The organism is Acinetobacter sp. YH12142, assembly GCF_013418435.1.
GTDB lineage: Bacteria > Pseudomonadota > Gammaproteobacteria > Pseudomonadales > Moraxellaceae > Acinetobacter > Acinetobacter amyesii.
The window spans coordinates 67,728-85,900 of sequence record NZ_VPCB01000008.1 but is presented as its reverse complement, the minus strand read 5'-3'; the positions used below and the strand labels follow the sequence as shown (position 1 = coordinate 85,900).

Below are 18,173 nucleotides of genomic sequence, written 5' to 3'. Positions count from 1 at the left end.
ACGTGTTACCCGCAAATACCATGTAGTAAAAATTCCACGGCACGTTTGGCGAGTTTTTCCTGATCTGCTTCGGTATGGCCTTGCAAAGCTGCACGCAAAATGGAGGTGACCATGGCATAGTCCGCCGGTTTAAAGTCTGCTCTGCAGCGACCATTTTGAATGGCCTGATCAATCATCGGTTGTAAAATGGCATCACGTCGTTGGTATATTTCAACCATGGCAGGATCATCTCGATCGATCACACGCCAATATTCCATTAAAGCCGTGAGATAGGGAATATTATAAATATGGTCTTGAATGAGGCGAATAAATCCATCATCGAACTGTGCATAATTAAGCGCACGCTTTTCAAGTCGGTTCAAGGCAGCTTGCATTAAGGCAAGTACCAACTCACGACGGTCATTAAAATTACGATAAAACGTCGCACGTCCAACTTGAGCCTGATCGATGATGAGTTGTAAAGGCGCATTGATTCCGTGACTACGGAATACCTCAATCGCAGCTTCTAAAAGGATTTCACGATTTTGTGCAGCGAGTTGTTGACGTGTGGACATTATTCTTTGGCATCATCATTTTAAATTTATCTAGCTATTAAACGGACAAAAGTGTCCGAAGTAAAATCGTATTCGATAGCAGTTTTGTAACTTGTCTTCTATGTAGTTAAATAAAATGAATCAATTATTTATTTTTAAAAGGAAATATTTTTCTATCGGCATCAATCTGCATACGCATTGGTAAGACCGTCGAGACATAATTCCTGACAACTGACCCTAAATCGGCAGATAAATAAGGTGAATATCTGCACAAAAATGTTATGCTGAATTTATAAGCAAGATAATTATAAAAATGGAGGGCATCCAATGAGCAAATTAAGTCGGGCTGTGCTGCCTATGCTGTGCCTGTGCAGTTTTTGGATGGTGGGTTGTGATACGACTGACGAATTGCATCGTCCTCAAAACGAACATCGCACCATGATCATTGGTGGTGTCCCTGTAAATGACCATGATTATAAATTGCCCCGTGAAGATGTTGCACTCAATGAAGCTGCTGCGGATGACGACTAGCAGATAGATCCGTCAAAAATAGGGTGGACATACTGTCAGTACACGGTAGTGAGACGTGACATGTAAAGAGTCACAGATGCAGTGTGCTACGTCAGATGTGTGAACATTTTGAAGTAGACGTCTTACTTCTGCAGTTTAGTTTGTTGGATTAAAGCCTTACAAACGTTTAAAAAGGCTCTGTACTCGCCCAGTATGCCCGAACTGGAATGAACCGTGGTTCAAATGACTAAATCATGTCAATCTATCAGGTCTATTTGCCAATTGGATGCCTGAATTTCTAAATTATTTTGTCTAAGTTGCTGACTAATACTGTCAGCCTGTTTCTGTAAATCTGCCACTGCAATGGTTTTAATCCAACGGATTTCACTCGAGCTATAACGACCATTTTCACGGCGTGAGCTGTCAATTGCTTGTTGCAAGATTCGATGCTGCTGGGTCAACAAATCACGTTCATTGAGCACTGAAAGCATGGAGCGTCCTGAACTGGTTTTAGCTTGTGCATTGGTGGCGTGAATCTTTTCAATTAAGCCATAAAGTTCTGTATTTACAGCAAATGCTTCTTGAATTAAAGCATTCGGTTCTTCGCTAGGTGCATCACCTTCTTGAATGAGCACGTTGTTATTGATTCGTTGTTGCAGCGAGGCCAATTTAGTTTGTAAGTCACTGCGTAAAAGTAGGGCTTCGGCTAATTTCATTGTCTTGATATTAATTTGTACTTTTAGCGATCATGCGATGGATTAATGCGGTATTCAAGTTATTTATAGTGAAAAATTTGGTCAATTAAAATAAACACTGCAAATTATAGGGAGAAATTCAGAGATTCTATCTGTAAAATTGCCACGAATTTAAGTGAAAACGGTGTGACAGTGGAATCATTTTGGATATTAGGCTCGATTGCGGCAGCACTATTACTTGGTGCAATGAGCCCGGGGCCAACGTCAATTTATGTGGCGAAGAATTCCATTGCGATTTCACGTAAACACGGTTTATTTACTGCACTTGGTACAGGTTTAGGCGCTGCAATATTTGGGCTTTTAGCGGTATTGGGTTTGCAGGCATTTTTATTGGCTGTACCTTCTGCTTATTTGGCTTTAAAAATTTGTGGTGGTTTATATCTGCTTTGGATGGCATTTAAAATTATAAAACATGCCAAAGAACCCATCGAAGCAGGCAATTCGAGCAGTTCGCAAATGTCACTCCATCGTGCATTTACCACTGGTTTAATTACCCAGTTGTCGAATCCGAAAATTGCAATTGTGTTAGCCAGTATTTTTACGGCACTTTTACCGAAAGAGATTCCGACGTATTTTTACTTTGTACTGCCAGTTTTGTGTTTCTTTATCGATGCAGGGTGGTGCTCATTGGTCGCTGTGGCTTTATCGGCAGAAAAACCACGTAAAGTCTATTTGAAGTTTAAAGCGGGTTTTGATCGGGCAGCTGGGGCAGTGATGACAGTGCTGGGTTTAAAGTTGATTTTTGGTATGAAGTGATTGAACGAAAAAAAAAGCCTCTACGAATAGAAGCTTTTTTATGCAATTTTATTTGTTGCATTCTGGTTGTGAACGGTCAATAACTTGTGTACCTTCAACGCGATAGCCAATTTGACCAACAAGGAATGCTTGGTTTAGTTGAGTGATAACAACGTCTGAAAGTGCAACTGCACAGCGGTCTTTTTCGATAGCACGGTCAATTGCTGTTTTGAAATTTGGAATACCTAGTGGGAATAACACAACTGGTACTTTATCTTCACCAGTAACGCGCTGACCTTTTACGAATTGATTTGAGTTTAAATTATAGTTTTTTGTAGAAGCTACAGTCATATCCGCCATACGGATTGAACAGCCAGTGAAAGCCACTGTCGAAACTGCTAGTGCTGCAACCAATAATTTTTTCATGTTGTACCCCTAAGATTAATAAATTATAAAAAGCGAGCACATTTTATATAAAGATAGTGAAATATCAATAAATTAAATTTACTTTAATTTTAATAAGTAGTTTTTTTCATAGAGCGATTTGTCAATATTTTAGTTTTAGCTCTTTTTAGCATAGTGAATGCTTAAAGTTTTTAGTTGTTTGGAATGAATGGTTTCATTGGGGTCACAATGAATTTTCCCTCTCCTTTTAGGAGAGGGTTAGGGAGAGGTATATATTTGAAAGAGTTAAAATTTGTATGCGGGTTTGATTAAAAAATATAATCTATAGTAGTACATATTTAATAAATTGAAAAAATGGCGAAAGATTGGTTTGATTTTCAGGAAAAAATAGCACAGCATTTTCGTAGTCTAGGAGTAAAGGCTGTTACCAATGAGACTATTACTGGTGTTCGAACCGAACATGATATTGATGTTTATGTTACTTCTAAATATTTAGGTACAAATATCAAATGGGTGATAGAAGCAAAATATCGGAAAACAAAAGTTCCAAAAGAAAAAGTTTTAGCCCTACGCACTATAGTCGATGATATTGGAGCAGATAAGGGTTTTATTATCTCACAAATTGGTTTCCAATCTGGTGCAATAGAGGCTACTAAAAATACAAATATTGAACTCTACACTTTAGATGAATTAATTTTTAAAACTAAAAGTTATATTCAAAATGAAATTTTAGAAACATATATTCAAAGAGCAAGGCTACTTGAAATAAGGTATTTTTCACATGAAAAATCTATACGAAAAGAATATGGATTAAGAGAAGAAATTTATGACACTCCAAAGTTCTCAGTTGCTTGGTTATTGTTAACAATATTTGACGTATTAACAAAAGCTAAAAATAATTTGTATCCAATTGACTTAAGAACACATTTAATTGAAAAGGTTGGACATGATTTAGCAGAAGATTTTATTGAATTAGTTCAATGGTTAAACTTGAATCTTAATTGGTTGGATCAAAAGCTATTAAATGCTGAATATCAAATGATAATGGATGGTGTTTTTAAGCCATCTTTAGTTGCACCTAAAGCAGATCAAGAAGCTATATATGAATTAATTCAAAATATTAGAACTAATGAATAAAATCATCTCAAATTTATAAGAAGACCTCTCCCTAACCCTCTCCTAAAAGGAGAGGGAACTTTTAGGCATAAAAAAGCCCCTACAACGTAGAGGCTTTTCTTATCTTAATCTAAAAAATTAAGAAACTTTATCACCAGCTTTAGCACCAGTTTCAGGTGAAATTACCCAAACACCTTCGCCATTACCCGCAGCTAAAACCATACCGTTAGAAATACCAAAACGCATCTTACGTGGTGCAAGGTTAGCCACCATCACCACCAGTTTACCTTTAAGGTCTTCAGGTTGGTAGAACTCACGAATACCGCTAAATACGTTACGCGGTTCAGCTTCACCAACATTTAAAGTCAATTGAAGCAGTTTGTCAGAACCTTCAACATGAGCTGCTTCTAAAACTTCAGCCACACGCAGGTCAACTTTCATAAAGTCTTCGATACCGATAATTTCAGCTTCGCCAACTTTAAGCTCAGGTTTCTTTTCAGCTTTCTTCTCTTTTTTCTTCTCAGCTTTTGGTGCTTCGGCAGGTGCAGCTAAAGAATCTTTAGATGCATCAACCATAGCAGCAACCGCTTTCGGGTCTACACGCTGCATCAATGGTTGGAATTGAGCAATTTCATGATCCACCAAAATCGTTTTACCAGACGCAAAGTCGAAAGATTCTAATTTTAAGAAGCTTTGAACTTCTGCTGCCAAGGTAGGAAGTACTGGTGCAAGGTAAACCGCCAATTGACGGAACAAGTTAATACCAACAGAACATACATCATGAACTTGCTGTTCCTCGCCTTCAATTTTCGCAAGTGCCCAAGGCTTTTTCTCGTCGATGTATTGGTTGGCTTTATCTGCAAGCGCCATGATTTCACGGATTGCCGCAGAGAATTCACGTGCTTCGTATTGCGCTGCGATTGAAGCGCCTGCATCAATAAAGCTTTGTACCAATTCAGGTTCAGCACATGTTGCACTTAGTTTGTTATCAAATTTAGTATTGATGAATTTCGCACAACGGCTTGCGATGTTAACCACTTTACCAACCAAGTCAGAGTTTACTTTCTGAACGAAATCATCAAGGTTCAAGTCAGAATCTTCAACTTTGTCAGAAAGTTTAGACGCGAAGTAGTAACGTAAGTATTCAGGGTTTAAATGCTCAAGATACGTTTCCGCTTTAATGAATGTACCACGAGATTTAGACATCTTCTGACCATTTACAGTCAAGAAACCGTTTACGAATAGGCTTGTAGGGGTACGGTAGTTTGCACCTTCAAGCATTGCAGGCCAGAACAACGCGTGGAAGTAAACGATGTCTTTACCAATGAAGTGATACACCTCATTTTTAGAATCTTTTTTCCAGTAGTCTTCAAAGCTTAGGTCAGGACGTTTAGTCTTGATGTAGTTTTCAAAGCTCGACATATAGCCAATTGGCGCATCAACCCAAACGTAGAAGTATTTGTTTGGCGCATCTGGAATTTCAAAACCGAAGTAAGGCGCATCACGTGAGATGTCCCAATCAGACAGACCTGCTTCAAACCATTCATCGAGTTTGTTGGCAATCGACACAGGCAGACGACCTTCGTCACGTGTCCATTTTTGTAGGTAATCACCAAAATTCGGTAGCTTAAAGAAGTAGTGATCTGAAGATTTTTCTACAGGTGTCGCACCGCTTAAAGTCGATTTTGGATTCAACAATTCAGTTGCGTTGTATGTTGTACCACACACTTCACATGAGTCGCCGTATTGGTCTTCCGCTTTACATTTCGGGCATGTACCTTTAATGAAACGATCCGACAAGAACATTGCTTTTTCAGGGTCAAACAATTGCGTCACAGGGCGTACAGCAATGTTGTCCGCTTCACGGTTCTTAATGTAAATCTCTGAAGCGCGTGCTTGGTTTTCAGGGCTATTAGTTGAGTCGTAATGGTCAAAGTCAACTCTAAAGCCAGCAAAGTCACGTTCATGTTCTTTTTGCACATTGGCAATTTGCTGTTCAGGCGAAATACCATTGGCTTCCGCACGTAGCATAATCGCTGTGCCGTGAGCATCATCCGCACATACATAAGTCACGTTATGACCCATTGCACGCATGGCACGAACCCAAATATCAGCTTGGATATAACCGAGTAAATGACCCATATGAATTGGGCCATTCGCGTATGGAAGGGCGTTAGTAACTAAAATATTACGCACGGATATGACTCTCTCATTCGTATTTATGCAATGGGCTGTAATTTTACATGAGATAGCCAGTACTTGCACAAGGGAATAGGTGAAATCTTTGCAAAAGTAAAAAAATCTATATTGCTGACACAATTACAGTGATAATAGGGCATAACTGTGATGCCTAAGAGTAACAAGCCCATGTATGAAGATGACTATGAAGACGATCAGCCAATCACTCGTATTCCTCAAAATGAACAGCGTCATAAATTGGGGCATCACATTATTAAAGATGCGCAGCAATATTTAGAACAGATTTCTGCAGATGAGCATGCCTTACTGATTCAAACCCTGCGTCATTTGGCACAAGATGAGCCTTATTTCGATATTTTGGCCGATGAACTAGATCAGCCTATAGAAATGAAAGTAGCGAATGATGCTTTAAATTTATTGTATTTTTGGCAACTGCTTCATCAACATGAAGATCAAAAACAGTTTCATTTACTCGATGCGATTAACACCGAGTTTTTTCAGACAGAAATGTTGAAAGCCTTTGATGCCTTAGAGATTGGTGAAAATAAAGCGCAACGTCGTTTGGTTCTACTTGAAGCTTTTAAACTGTATAAGCTGAATTTCCATGCCGGTTGTATCCCTGTCTTGTATGCACAGTTAGAAGGCATTTTAACTGATGTACTGATTCAAACGGGCTTTTTAAAGCAGAGCGGTACCAAGTTTGTCGATGTCTATAAAATTGTACCGGGGCTTAAAGGCAGCGAAATTAAAAGCCTGTGGCACAAATCTAAAATCGCTAATGAGTTGAATCCGTATTTTGCCGAATTGGCGGCCTATCAAATGGATAACAGCTCTACCGTAGCGATGACCCGTCATAATATTTTGCATGGTACCGATGTCGCGCATTTTAATCAGGGACGGAGTTTTATCCTGTTTATTTGGCTGTTTTCCGCAGTGAGCTTTATGAGTACGGTCAGCAAATAAGTTTCATTTCAAGAGATCAATGCATCAGAATGGTGTTGGTCTCTTTGCATTACATCACCCTTTAAAATTAAAAGCATAGAGTAAAATCGACCATGCATATTTGCATCAAGCCATTGTGAAAATAGGCAATCACATGGCGTTTTCCTGTGGTTGATTTGTTTCTAAATGCGTCTATTTCAGGTATCTGCTTCAAATCGCGTTATAACTATTGTTAGGCAATAACTGAGAATAGGGTGAGCGAGATGACAACTGAAAATAAAATTGATCAATTGAAAGATAAAGCGTCAGAGTTGGGTGATGATCTAAAGCTCAAAGCCAAAGAGGCGCAACTAGAAGGCGAAAAAGCACTCGATGGTGCAAAGCATAAAGTTGAAGAGCTCAAGCTTGAGGGTGAAAAAGCCTTAAATGACGCCAAACATGAACATGCAGAACAGCATGCAGAAACCAAAGACCGTCTAGAGCAGTTAAAAGCAGAAGCCAGTCACAAATTAGATGAAGCCAAAGTCAAAGCCTCCGAACTTAAACATGAGGCTGTCGAAAAATTTGATGAACTCAAAGTGCAGGCGACAGAGAAATTTGACGAGTTAAAAAAGAAAGCCACTGACACACTGCATAAGTTTAAAAAAGATGATCAAGCTTAATTGGGGCTGATCAAAAAAGCCGTTCTATCAAGAGCGGCTTTTTTAGGATTCATTGTTTTAATCCATCTAAATTTTCAGTCTTAATATTTTTGACTTGATCATCGACTACGGTAATCACGTAGCGCATATTGGCAATTTCATAGGTGTAATCTACTGCTAGTTTCGCAGGCAGATTTTTCTCTTGCAGCGGATAGGACAGCATTTTCATCGGAGAAGCTTGCATACGCGAGCGCATGAGATCGAGGCTATCACCAATTGCTACAGTTTGTCGGTCAGGTGTTTGAATGGCTTCAGTCGCAATTTCTGCATAGGCTGCTGAAGTCAGGAGCATCAAGGCGCATAAAGTCGTTTTATACACAGACTTCTTATACATAGTCTTCCCCATTTTTAAAATTAAAAGTACAAAATGTGCCTTTAGATTGCACATCCATCGCTTTGATTATTCTGTTGAAACGATTGAAATATAGACTGAAATTGCTCTGAAAATGTATGGTTGATATGTAATCAATTTCAAATTTAGTGCCTTTGGTTTAGCCGCATAGATCAACTATAAGGGCATTTTAAGTGGCACACGCTTGAAAACTTGCTTGAAAGCTGACTAAATTACTCACTGATGTTACGCAGTAACATCAGACGCACCGTTTGCTTCAAATAAAAGAATGATACGCGGTAAGGTCATCCGCAAGTGTTTGAGACAGGACTCCTTCTAATCAAAAATGGTTTTGCGATACTTTGAATAATTTGACGCTAGTGAACGAGTTTTGCGGATGACAATGGTTTTGGGTACTTTTGCCAAAACAAAAGTACCTCCAGCCGAAGGCTAATCTCTTTATTCAAACCCTAGATATAAGACTCCGTTGAATAGACTTAAAAATCATTTTTAAAATGCGAAATTACTTTTAGGTGCGTAACATCAGTTACTCAACTTTATAAGCTTATAGGGATAAGTCATTCATCTCCCTCTTACTCTGTGGCAGATGAACAGGTAAACTATCGCTATTATCTTTTGATGTTCCTGTTTGGAGACAACATAATGTCGTGGCTTTCTTCTCTAAAATCTGTGTTTTCACCCTCCCAAGAGGTGAAAGAAGAGGAAATCCAACAGGTTTTACAAAACTATGTACTTCCCAATTCGAATAATGCCTTAAAAGACCGTATTACACAGGTAAATGTGCAAGGTCAGATCTTACAGATCACGATTAATACCTTTCCTTCAGAAGCCGATGACTTGCAAAAAATCCATGACGATTTGGCTGATGCGTTGGAAAAATGCGGCATTAACGAACTGAATATGCATGTGATTCAACAAAAAACAGGGCATAAATCTGAAGGTGGTTGTGGTCATCATCATGCAGAAGGCGAAAGCTGTTCTAGCCAAGAAAAAGCAGAGAGTTCAGCAGCCAAAAGCCAGTTACCTCCAGTTGTGGATGCGTCTGCGAAAACACCTGAAGCACCTGCTGAAGTTGATCCGAATAATCCGCCGATTCAAAAAGCGGCTCCTCTGCAACGTGATGTACCGAAACATCCACGCATTAAAAATGTCATTTTGGTGTCATCTGGTAAAGGCGGTGTGGGTAAATCGACCACCACTGTGAATTTGGCGCTTGCATTACAACAGCTGGGTTTAAAGGTTGGGGTATTAGATGCAGACATCTATGGTCCAAGTATTCCAACGATGCTTGGTAACGCAGGCCGCACGCCGATGATCGAAGCTGAGCAATTTGTTCCTATCGAAGCATATGGTATGGCTGTACTTTCAATTGGTCACTTAACTGGGGATAACAATACGCCAGTGGCTTGGCGTGGGCCGAAAGCGACGGGGGCGTTAATGCAGCTCTTTAACCAAACTTTATGGCCTGATCTGGATGTATTGGTCATTGATATGCCGCCAGGCACAGGTGATATTCAGTTGACGCTTGCACAGCGTATACCAGTGACAGGTGCTGTGATCGTGACGACACCACAAAACGTTGCATTAATGGATGCGACCAAAGGCATTGAGTTGTTTAACCGTGTACACATCCCTGTAATGGGTGTGGTTGAAAATATGTCGACCCATATCTGTTCGAACTGTGGACATGAAGAGCAAATCTTTGGCACAGGTGGTGGCGACCAACTTTCAGCCCAATACGACATTCCACTCTTAGGTCGTTTACCGCTGAACGTACAAATTCGTGAAAATGCCGATGCAGGGAAACCGTCCGTGATTGCTGGTGATGATGCTGCAGAAAGCTATATGGCGATTGCGCAAAAAATTGCAGACGCATTGCCTCAGGCTGAAAAAGATAAAAACCGTATTTTCTAAGGGTGAACTGAAATTTAAGTTGACCGTATTAAAATCTGGCCTCGTGCCAGATTTTTTATAACGTGGTATTGGGAGTGTTTGAAAATTATGAGTACTGAACTTTAGACATTCAACGATGTCTATGAATTACACATCTAAAAAACGATTTGCACAATTTCTTATTTGCCTTGCGATTATAAGCCGTCTGCCAAGGATAAAATTCTTGAGGCATATCAAAGGATGTCGCGTTTGTACTTAGTTTTTACAAAATAGCTTTCACGATATTTCTATTATTTTGGCTAGGATCAATTCTTTGAACGGCAGTAACTGTACAAACGCATTGTGTCTTAGATTTTTTGCCAAATGTCCTCTGTTACAAGGGGCTTAGCATTGAAAAAATATAGAGGAACAAATAATTTTAAATATTATTTGAAGTCATTAAAACCCACCCATCAAATGAGGGTACGCCTTAGTCTAAGAAATTAAAAAGCCCGGTAATTACCGGGCTTTTTAATTGGTTTTTTAGGAGGAAAGAGACGGGTTTGCTTTACGTTTAGCAGTGATAATATTCACCGTAATTGCGATGATGACCATGATAATGCCTACAATATCTGTAATGGTTTCTGGAATAATCATACACAGCGCACCCACACCTAAAAAAATACGCCAGAACCAGTTGAGATAAGTCTTGAAATAACCTTCAACTGCGGAGCCTAAAGCGAGAATTCCTATCACTGAAGTGACAGTAATACTCACTATAGTTGTCCATGCAGGAAAGGCAAATTCTCGAGCATTGACTGCAACATTGGTGGTATCAATCATCAGCATGGCAGGGTTATAAACGAATAAAAATGGAACAATAAAACCAGCAAGAGATAGTTTTAAGGCCTGAAACCCAGTGCGCATTGGATCACCGCCTGCAATTCCTGCACCAGCAAAGGCGGCAAGGGCAACTGGTGGGGTGATGTTTGCAAATAAACCAAAATAGAACACAAACATATGCGCGACTAATACAGGAATATCAAAGTTTGCGAGTGCTGGTGCTGCCATAGTGGCAGTAATGATATAGGCCGGAATAGATGGAAGCCCCATGCCTAAAATCATCGATGCAATCATGGTCAAAAATAAAGTGAGAAAGAGACTACCTGCACCTAAACTCATAATTGAAGAAGTCATTACTGAACCAAAACTTGTCAGACTTACTACGCCGATAATAATACCAACGACAGCACAAGCAGCCATCACAGATAATGATTGTTTGGCTCCATCAACGAGCGCATCTAAAATATCTTTTACACCCATTCGTGTTGATTTTCTTATAGCTGCTACAAAGATGGTCAGGACGATGGTGTAGACAGCAGCATAGCTCACAGGAATATTTTGAAATAAGAAAAAGACCAGTGCCAAAATTGGAATAAGTAAATGTCCACGCTCTTTTAGAACTTCTTTTACTTTTGGTAAATCAGCTTTAGGTACGCCTTTCAGATCATCTTTACCCGCACGGAAATGAACTTGAGCCATGACGCCAAGGTAATACAATAAAGCAGGTAATAAGGCGGCTAGTGCAATTGTGCCATAACTCACGCCAGTTGTTTCGGCCATAATGAAGGCACTCGCACCCATGACTGGTGGCAAAATTTGTCCACCAACGGATGCACTGGCTTCAACGGCACCAGCAAAATTCTTGTGATAACCAATCTTTTTCATCAATGGAATAGTAAATGAGCCTGTACCAACAACATTGGCAACAGCAGTGCCATTAATACTGCCCATAAATCCACTTGAAATTACAGCAACTTTGGCAGGCCCACCTTGTTTATGTCCAGCCAGCGCCATGGCAAGATCATTGAATAATTTCCCCATACCTGATTTTGCAAGAAAAGCACCAAAAAGGATAAATAAGAAAATAAAGGTGACGGATGCACCAATTGCCGAAGAATATAAGCCTTCGGTTTTTAAATACATATGTCCGAAAATGTCGCTGATTGTATAAGGGCGAGTAAGTAATCGATCTGGCATCCAATCAAAGTGACTGATAAATGTATAGGTCAGGAAAATTAAACTTAAAATGGGCAACATCCACCCCATGACCCGGCGAGTTGCTTCTATGACTAATACCACACTCATAATTGCAAACGCGATATCTAAGGTATTTGGAATACCACCTCGAGTGGTCATAATAGATTGATATTCTTTCCATAAATATAAAAAACTGAAGATGGAAAGCAAAGCCAAGAACCAATCGAGAAGTGAAATATGCTGTCGGGAGCTTGTTTGACGAGCTGGATAGAGTAAAAAAATGAGTGCTAGGCCAATAGCGACATGGGCTGCACGCTGTATTAACTCAGGTAAAGGATTAAACGTAATAAATAAATGAAATAATGAATAAAAGATCGCTACAAATGCAACAAAGTAGGTAACAGATTTGCTCATATTGATTCGAGTAACAGATTCCCGATCAAATTTTTCTAATATGGCTTGTTGTTGTTTCTCATCGAGTTGTTCTAATACAACTTTATCTTCTTTGGAATTCATAGGCATTCTCCAATCCACCAAGACTTCCATTTGGGTTGATATTGAACCGAGATGTTGACCAAACTATAGTCTGGGTAACTTTGAAAAATAGACCAAATTTTTTGGTCAGCGAGGATCGTGCCTTGCATATTTCTAGAAATCACCCAGTTGATTTCATCTATATTTTGATTGACCCGCATTCTAATCACACCATTTTTTTGAAACTCAATGGGATAATTTGAGGGTGTACCTGCACCAAATGAAATCAAATCGGTGTGGCGCAGTAAAAACGTATTCTTTTGACGCTGATATTGGTCAGACCAAGCCGTCTTTTCTACTGAATGCTTCCACTGTAAATCAAATTGATCAGTTGAAATTTTGCATATATCAGTTTCAACTCTAACCTGCGTATACAGTGTTGGATAGCTAGCATAGATTAAGAAGAACAATATAAAAAATGCAGTATAAACTGCATTTTTTTGAAGCTTATTATTTTTTAGCCACTTCATCATAGTAGCGTTTCGCGCCTGGATGTAGAGGCGCTACAAGGCCTTGTTGAGCACCTTCAAGCGTGATTTCTGTTGCTGCTTGGTGTGAAGTTGCCAATTGAGGCAAACTGTCAAAGAAAGTTTTTGTTAGTTTGTAGACATCATCATCCGATATATCTGTGCGAACAACTAATGCATTTTTAATTGCGGCAGTTTGAATGTCCGCAGTATTGCCATATGTGCCTTTTGGAATAATCATCGGTAAGAAATAACTTTGATCTTTAGCTATTTCTTTGACTTTATCTGCATTGATTGAAACTAACTGTAGATCAAAGCTTTGTTGAAGTTCCATGAGTGATGAATTTGGAATGCCACTAGTCAGGAATGCTGCATCAAGCTTGCCACCTTTTAAAGCATCAGCGGCTTCAGCATAGCCTAAATAATCAACTTTAATATCTTTATAGGTGATTCCAAAACCATTCAACAGTGTACGTGCATTTACTTCTACACCTGAATTTTGTGCACCTACAGCGATACGTTTACCTTTCAAATCTTCGATATTTTTGATCCCTGATTTTTTAGAGGTTACGATTTGTACGTAGTTGGGATAAAGCGCTGCGACTTGGCTGACATTCTCAACTTTACCATTTGCGAAACTTCCTGTTCCGTTCAGTGCTTCTGTTAAGCTGTCACTCATAACAAATGCCATTTCAACTTTATTCTGTTTCAGAAGGTTTAAGTTTTCGACGGATGCACCTGTAGTTTGAGTCTTAGAATTTACACCAAAGGTTTTGTTATAAATTTCTGCAAGACTTGTCCCAATCACATTGTAAGGTCCTGATGCCCCACCAGTTGCAATGGTTACGAACTTGGTTTGAAGTTTGTCAGATGTAGCAGTTTCTGCGCTTTTTCCTTCCGTGGTATTTTTTGAAGTAGATTGATCATTTGAGCAAGCAGTAATACACGCCAAAGTAACCGAGAGTAACGTGAGTTTTGTCCATTGGTTCATAGAAACGTCCTTTTACACATAAATTTTGAATATTGATTTGATGAGTTTTAATTTTAATTTCCACTACTCAATTGAACATAACTTAATCAATTATTTTTGAAAAGTATTTTTTTTTGATTTTTTAGTCTTCAATAAATAATGGCTATGCGTAAGAATGGCATGGAGCTATATCGTTTATTTTAATAATATTTTGTTACGTGTAAAAACTGTAGGGTATACATGGAATCATGTGAAATTTCTTTTATAAATATAAGTTCAAGATATTTCTTTGAATTGTAAGGTGCTCTGAATGACTGTTCAGCTAAGGTTTTGTTTTTCTATTTAAGTTACTGAATTTATAATTAAATAAGGAGTTTTTTATAAGCGTTTCTATTTTTTATTTTGCTAATACGAAACAACTGAATTAATCTTCGCGGATTAAGTTTGAGGTCAAAGTATGATTTCATGGTTTTTTATTGGTCTAGTTATCAGTATTTTGTTAACGCCGGGACCAACCAATACGTTACTCGCATCTTCGGGTATTCAAGTTGGGCTACGTAAATCATTCCGACTCATTCCAGCGGAAGCCTTTGGTTATCTTATTTCGATTAGCCTATGGGGTTTTCTCATTGGTAAAATTTCCGTACATCTCCCTTTACTGCCGACCATTTTAAAACTGTTTAGTGCTAGCTATATTCTATTTCTGGCTATGCGATTATGGCGTACAGCAACTGTCGCTGAAAATTTTAATCAAAAGGGCATTCGTGCACGCGAACTTTTTGTTGCGACGTTATTAAATCCTAAAGCACTATTATTTGCATCTGCGATTTTTCCTGCATTGGCTTGGCAAAATGCGCAGTATTATGTAGCTCACATGCTGATCTTTTTGTTGTTGATTGTTCCAATAGCATTCTTTTGGACCTTTCTTGGTTCCGTTTTGGCATCGAATAAAATTAGTTGGCTCAATCAAGCCAATCTACAACGAACAGCATCGCTAGTCTTGGTCAGTTTTTCGATTCCACTGAGTTATTCTGCGATTTTAAAACTCTAAATTGATTTGAAAATGACTAAATCCGCTTAGTTCCGCAAAGCTTATTTTCATTAAGTCGGATTTCAGTTAAAGTACCACGCAATAATTGATTTAAGTTTTTGGATAGAGATAAATGGCTATTAAGTCTGATCGTTGGATTCGCGAAATGAGCGAAAAACACGGCATGATTGAACCGTATGCAGAAAACCAAGTCCGTTATGATGAAAATGGCGAAAAGCTTATTTCGTATGGCGTGTCGAGCTATGGTTATGACGTGCGCTGTGCTCGTGAATTTAAAGTCTTTACCAATGTTCATTCAGCAATTGTTGACCCTAAAAACTTTGACGATAAAAGCTTTATTGATATCGAATCAGACGTTTGTATCATTCCGCCGAACTCGTTTGCACTGGCACGTACAGTCGAATATTTCCGTATTCCCCGTAATGTGTTAACCGTTTGTTTAGGTAAATCAACCTATGCGCGCTGCGGTATTATTGTCAATGTGACGCCTCTTGAACCAGAGTGGGAAGGTCACGTGACTTTAGAATTTTCGAATACAACCAACTTACCTGCACGTATATACGCGGGTGAAGGTGTCGCACAAATGTTGTTCTTCGAATCAGATGAAGTGTGTGAAACCTCTTATAAAGACCGTGGTGGTAAATACCAAGGTCAAACCGGTGTGACATTACCGAAAGCTTAATCCTTCGGATTGAGTTTAAAAAAGCGGGCGAATTAGCCCGCTTTTTTGTTGGGTCATTCATCGGAAAATAGACCATTCGGTGGGGAAGTTTTTGCAATTGAGTAATTATTCAGCATAATAAAAAATTAAGTGACTGGTCTATCACAAGTCTCCATTTAAGGAATAAATGGACAATAACATCAAAGCCAGTTCTCAGGAATAAATATAAGAGAGATGCAGAGCATCTGATAAAAGGAAGGTCGAGATGACTCAATTCACCCAGGCTAAGTTATTCCGCCAGAGTTGCTTAGCAGCCGCAGTCAGCATGTTCGCTGCACCATCTGTTTATGCGCTTCAAGATTTATCAGATGAAGCACTTTCAGCCACAACGGGTGAAGGTGTTGCACTCACTTTAGAAAATTTCAAAATGGTCTTTCAAGGGCCAAATGACCGTTCTACGGCTTCTAGTTATGCGTCTGGTATGGTTGATCCAGGGAAAAACGATACAGGTTTTATTCGGATTATTCCTACTGGTGAAAACTATGAACAATTAGGCCAGCGTGCTTACGATAAAATCTATAAAGCTGCATATGTTGATGCCTATCAGCAAGGCCGAGTTACGGGCTATAACGGTGTTTATGACTCCACTTTCTTAAGTTCTAAAAGCACCTATGAGACCAATAATGCTACACGTATAACCAATGAAACCATAGCAACATATTCAACAGAATATCGTGGCCGATTAGTACAGTCTTATCTTGAATCACCAACGATGAAGGCATATTACAATCAGCGTTATGATGATTATTATGATGGTTCATCGTCTGGTTTGAAATTAGAAGATGATGGTACAACGAAAGAATCAATTACACCGTGGTTAAAAGAAAAGTCTCAAGCTGCTGCTTTAAAAAATACCTATGAAATGATTGAGTTACTATACGGTAACAATAGTACGGGTAATTTACCTACTGGGTCTACGTTTTATAAAAATTATGTCTCAGGAAAAATTACACGTTCAAATCTTATTGATCCAACAAAAGATGCTCAGTTAAATGCCAAAGCTGCAGAAACCCTCAATCAGTTGGCAACGGACTATGCCAAGCTTGAAGCTCAAAAGGCGAGTGATTCAGCATTAGCAACGGTGAAAAAAAATGCTGAAATTACAGCAAAACAAATTGCCTCGACTGCGACCGTATCGAGCCTCAGATCGAAAGCAGATGTATTTATATATGGCTTAGCCCTGTCCAATAGCAAAGATAAAAATGGAAAAAGTTCATTAGCAACGCGCTATACAGACCAAGGATTTAATTGGGGTACAGCAGAAAACCCATGGCTTTTCCATGCGGGTAATCAAGATGTTGAACAATTTGCGAAAGATAATAAGGGGAATGTTGGTTACTTAGCGATTGAGGCACCATTAAAGAAAATTGCGGCAGATGATGCATCTAACAACATCAAACTTGGTTTGTGGATGGATGTATTTTCACGGTCTTTAAATTCAAGTAATGTTGTTGATCCTATCACTGGTGCGCCCACCAGCGGCTTAGATAAAGACTATCGTTTACGGACTCAAATTGTTGCGAATGGTTTGAGCTTCAATGGTTCACAAGTTCGAATTTTTCAAACCCTAAAATCAACCAATACCAATTACAACCAAACCTTGGGTTTAGCCAGTTTAATTCGTATTAATACCAATGATCGTGCTGAGTCACTGAGTATCAATGATGGAGATTTGGATGCTCGCGGCATGCGTATCAGTACAGCTGCACGCTCTGAATTGGATGATGGAACAGCAGCGACACCAGCGATGGATCGTTCTGCAGCTCCAATCTTTCATGAAACTGAAGGTCTATATTTATATAGCCCAAATATCAATTTAGTTTTAGGAAATATGTATCAGCCCTTTATTGTGGGTTCAGAAGGTCGAAATATTATTTTGGAAGTGACACGTATTCCAAATGTACCTTCTATTTACAGTAAAATTTATACTTACTATACGGATATCGCTGGTAATACCACAGGTACATCGGGTTTAACTGCTGCAGACTTTAAAGGTTCAACCTGTAATGTCTATAGTTGTGGCACGGAGTTAAAAGCAAACTCTTCAGATGCGACAGCACTATATCAAGGACGTAATGCAACACACAGTAGCATTGCGATCGGTACAGTGGAGCGGTTGCCTGGTAATCTGTTGAATGCAAAAAGTACGGATACTGCGACAGGTGTAGTTTTTAAAGGTGTCAATGGACAAAGCACGAACTTAGGATCTGTTGCCATAGATGGCGTCTTGATTCAGCACTTAAAAATAAGAACAACAGGGCTGTAGGAGA

At 39.1% G+C, this 18,173-nt stretch carries 17 protein-coding genes; 9 read left to right on the top strand and 8 right to left on the bottom strand.

All coding sequences use genetic code 11. The features are described from left to right. Positions 1-5: 5 nt before the first annotated feature. Positions 6-554 carry a TetR/AcrR family transcriptional regulator gene (locus FTU77_RS08385; protein ID WP_180055536.1) on the bottom strand — a complete coding sequence of 183 codons (549 nt, stop codon included), beginning with the start codon at positions 552-554 and terminating at the stop codon, positions 6-8. A gap of 306 nt (positions 555-860) precedes the next feature. Between FTU77_RS08385 and FTU77_RS08380 the strand changes: the two genes are divergently transcribed. Further along, positions 861-1,064: an NF038215 family lipoprotein gene (locus FTU77_RS08380; RefSeq protein WP_078191077.1), complete on the top strand. Its 204-nt coding sequence runs from the start codon at positions 861-863 to the stop codon at positions 1,062-1,064. Positions 1,065-1,300: 236 nt separating this feature from the next. Here the strand turns inward: FTU77_RS08380 and FTU77_RS08375 are convergent, their stop codons facing one another. Then, positions 1,301-1,759: a DIP1984 family protein gene (locus FTU77_RS08375; protein ID WP_180055535.1), complete on the bottom strand. Its 459-nt coding sequence runs from the start codon at positions 1,757-1,759 to the stop codon at positions 1,301-1,303. Positions 1,760-1,930: 171 nt separating this feature from the next. On the opposite strand from FTU77_RS08375, the gene FTU77_RS08370 reads away from it, so the two are divergent. Beyond that, a complete protein-coding gene (locus FTU77_RS08370; RefSeq protein WP_180055534.1) occupies positions 1,931-2,554 on the top strand; it encodes a LysE family translocator in 624 nt (207 codons plus the stop codon). Positions 2,555-2,602: 48 nt separating this feature from the next. Here FTU77_RS08370 and FTU77_RS08365 read toward each other — a convergent pair whose 3' ends face one another. Then, positions 2,603-2,959: a hypothetical protein gene (locus tag FTU77_RS08365; RefSeq protein WP_067764607.1), complete on the bottom strand. Its 357-nt coding sequence runs from the start codon at positions 2,957-2,959 to the stop codon at positions 2,603-2,605. Positions 2,960-3,292: 333 nt separating this feature from the next. Here FTU77_RS08365 and FTU77_RS08360 point away from each other — a divergent pair, with 333 nt between their 5' ends. After that, entirely contained in the window at positions 3,293-4,075 is a 783-nt protein-coding gene (locus tag FTU77_RS08360) for a restriction endonuclease (RefSeq protein WP_180055533.1), read from the top strand. A 117-nt stretch (positions 4,076-4,192) separates the two neighbouring features. Here the strand turns inward: FTU77_RS08360 and metG are convergent, their stop codons facing one another. Continuing rightward, entirely contained in the window at positions 4,193-6,250 is a 2,058-nt protein-coding gene (gene metG, locus FTU77_RS08355; RefSeq protein ID WP_180055532.1) for a methionine--tRNA ligase, read from the bottom strand. A gap of 171 nt (positions 6,251-6,421) precedes the next feature. On the opposite strand from metG, the gene FTU77_RS08350 reads away from it, so the two are divergent. Beyond that, positions 6,422-7,216, top strand: coding sequence for a hypothetical protein (locus FTU77_RS08350; RefSeq protein ID WP_180055600.1), 795 nt, complete (start codon positions 6,422-6,424; stop codon positions 7,214-7,216). Between the two features lie 242 nt (positions 7,217-7,458). Beyond that, on the top strand, positions 7,459-7,857 hold the full coding sequence (locus FTU77_RS08345; RefSeq protein ID WP_180055531.1) for a hypothetical protein: 399 nt from the start codon (positions 7,459-7,461) through the stop codon (positions 7,855-7,857). A gap of 49 nt (positions 7,858-7,906) precedes the next feature. Here FTU77_RS08345 and FTU77_RS08340 read toward each other — a convergent pair whose 3' ends face one another. Further along, on the bottom strand, positions 7,907-8,230 hold the full coding sequence (locus FTU77_RS08340; protein ID WP_180055530.1) for a hypothetical protein: 324 nt from the start codon (positions 8,228-8,230) through the stop codon (positions 7,907-7,909). A 660-nt stretch (positions 8,231-8,890) separates the two neighbouring features. Here FTU77_RS08340 and apbC point away from each other — a divergent pair. Then, a complete protein-coding gene (gene apbC, locus FTU77_RS08335) occupies positions 8,891-10,162 on the top strand; it encodes an iron-sulfur cluster carrier protein ApbC (protein ID WP_180055529.1) in 1,272 nt (423 codons plus the stop codon). Between the two features lie 501 nt (positions 10,163-10,663). Here apbC and FTU77_RS08330 read toward each other — a convergent pair. From FTU77_RS08330 to FTU77_RS08320, 3 genes are read right to left on the bottom strand one after another with little or no spacing between them, the layout of a single operon-like run. After that, positions 10,664-12,676: a TRAP transporter permease gene (locus tag FTU77_RS08330; RefSeq protein WP_180048964.1), complete on the bottom strand. Its 2,013-nt coding sequence runs from the start codon at positions 12,674-12,676 to the stop codon at positions 10,664-10,666. Further along, positions 12,673-13,167 (bottom strand): DUF1850 domain-containing protein, encoded by a 495-nt coding sequence (locus tag FTU77_RS08325; protein WP_257223604.1) that lies wholly within the window; start codon positions 13,165-13,167, stop codon positions 12,673-12,675. The genes FTU77_RS08330 and FTU77_RS08325 overlap by 4 nt, the downstream gene beginning before the upstream one ends. Then, entirely contained in the window at positions 13,145-14,152 is a 1,008-nt protein-coding gene (locus tag FTU77_RS08320) for a TAXI family TRAP transporter solute-binding subunit (protein WP_168379308.1), read from the bottom strand. The genes FTU77_RS08325 and FTU77_RS08320 overlap by 23 nt, the downstream gene beginning before the upstream one ends. A gap of 436 nt (positions 14,153-14,588) precedes the next feature. Here FTU77_RS08320 and FTU77_RS08315 point away from each other — a divergent pair, with 436 nt between their 5' ends. From FTU77_RS08315 to FTU77_RS08305, 3 genes are all read left to right on the top strand, one after another. Then, positions 14,589-15,182 (top strand): LysE family translocator, encoded by a 594-nt coding sequence (locus FTU77_RS08315; RefSeq protein WP_180055528.1) that lies wholly within the window; start codon positions 14,589-14,591, stop codon positions 15,180-15,182. 112 nt (positions 15,183-15,294) lie between these two features. Then, complete coding sequence (gene dcd / locus FTU77_RS08310) at positions 15,295-15,864, top strand: dCTP deaminase (RefSeq protein WP_005008040.1); 570 nt, start codon at positions 15,295-15,297, stop codon at positions 15,862-15,864. Positions 15,865-16,108: 244 nt separating this feature from the next. Next, complete coding sequence (locus FTU77_RS08305; RefSeq protein ID WP_180055527.1) at positions 16,109-18,169, top strand: hypothetical protein; 2,061 nt, start codon at positions 16,109-16,111, stop codon at positions 18,167-18,169. Positions 18,170-18,173: the final 4 nt, after the last annotated feature.

What these genes read in the sequence shown, in the direction of transcription:
- FTU77_RS08385 (WP_180055536.1), bottom strand. Translation starts at nt 554, where the DNA reads ATGTCCACACGTCAACAACTCGCTGCACAAAATCGTGAAATCCTTTTA.
- FTU77_RS08380 (WP_078191077.1), top strand. Translation starts at nt 861, where the DNA reads ATGAGCAAATTAAGTCGGGCTGTGCTGCCTATGCTGTGCCTGTGCAGT.
- FTU77_RS08375 (WP_180055535.1), bottom strand. Translation starts at nt 1,759, where the DNA reads ATGAAATTAGCCGAAGCCCTACTTTTACGCAGTGACTTACAAACTAAA.
- FTU77_RS08365 (WP_067764607.1), bottom strand. Translation starts at nt 2,959, where the DNA reads ATGAAAAAATTATTGGTTGCAGCACTAGCAGTTTCGACAGTGGCTTTC.
- FTU77_RS08360 (WP_180055533.1), top strand. Translation starts at nt 3,293, where the DNA reads ATGGCGAAAGATTGGTTTGATTTTCAGGAAAAAATAGCACAGCATTTT.
- FTU77_RS08350 (WP_180055600.1), top strand. Translation starts at nt 6,422, where the DNA reads ATGTATGAAGATGACTATGAAGACGATCAGCCAATCACTCGTATTCCT.
- FTU77_RS08345 (WP_180055531.1), top strand. Translation starts at nt 7,459, where the DNA reads ATGACAACTGAAAATAAAATTGATCAATTGAAAGATAAAGCGTCAGAG.
- FTU77_RS08340 (WP_180055530.1), bottom strand. Translation starts at nt 8,230, where the DNA reads ATGTATAAGAAGTCTGTGTATAAAACGACTTTATGCGCCTTGATGCTC.
- apbC (WP_180055529.1), top strand. Translation starts at nt 8,891, where the DNA reads ATGTCGTGGCTTTCTTCTCTAAAATCTGTGTTTTCACCCTCCCAAGAG.
- FTU77_RS08330 (WP_180048964.1), bottom strand. Translation starts at nt 12,676, where the DNA reads ATGAATTCCAAAGAAGATAAAGTTGTATTAGAACAACTCGATGAGAAA.
- FTU77_RS08325 (WP_257223604.1), bottom strand. Translation starts at nt 13,167, where the DNA reads ATGATGAAGTGGCTAAAAAATAATAAGCTTCAAAAAAATGCAGTTTAT.
- FTU77_RS08320 (WP_168379308.1), bottom strand. Translation starts at nt 14,152, where the DNA reads ATGAACCAATGGACAAAACTCACGTTACTCTCGGTTACTTTGGCGTGT.
- FTU77_RS08315 (WP_180055528.1), top strand. Translation starts at nt 14,589, where the DNA reads ATGATTTCATGGTTTTTTATTGGTCTAGTTATCAGTATTTTGTTAACG.
- dcd (WP_005008040.1), top strand. Translation starts at nt 15,295, where the DNA reads ATGGCTATTAAGTCTGATCGTTGGATTCGCGAAATGAGCGAAAAACAC.
- FTU77_RS08305 (WP_180055527.1), top strand. Translation starts at nt 16,109, where the DNA reads ATGACTCAATTCACCCAGGCTAAGTTATTCCGCCAGAGTTGCTTAGCA.